The sequence below is a fragment of the Solidesulfovibrio aerotolerans genome (genome assembly GCF_009856865.1).
GTDB lineage: Bacteria > Desulfobacterota > Desulfovibrionia > Desulfovibrionales > Desulfovibrionaceae > Solidesulfovibrio > Solidesulfovibrio aerotolerans.
Genome location: NZ_WVUD01000160.1, coordinates 1 through 252, shown reverse-complemented (window position 1 = coordinate 252; position 252 = coordinate 1). Strand labels below are relative to the sequence as shown.

The following is a 252-nucleotide window of genomic DNA, read 5'->3' as shown; positions in this document are numbered from 1 at the left end:
GTTCGACGAAGCCGAACAGACCGTGGAAGAGCAGACGCCCCAGACCTTCGAAGAGGTCTGCACCCCGACCCATACCCGTGGCAAACGCGGTCGCCGGTCCATCCCCGCCGATCTGCCCCGGGTCGAAGTCAGCTACCCCCGGCAAAGCCGGGGGCATGCAAGGCAGTTAACCGCTCAAAGCGGTGAGAACTGGAGCCGCCTGAAGGCGGCAACCGCTACATCAATTTGAGCTGATCGAGTCTACGGTCTTCA

At 62.3% G+C, this 252-nt stretch carries 1 protein-coding gene; it reads left to right on the top strand.

All coding sequences use genetic code 11. From position 1 onward, the window contains the following. On the top strand, positions 1-229 hold a 229-nt coding region (locus GTA51_RS21160; protein ID WP_246198270.1), incomplete at its 5' end, for an IS66 family transposase. Positions 230-252: the final 23 nt, after the last annotated feature.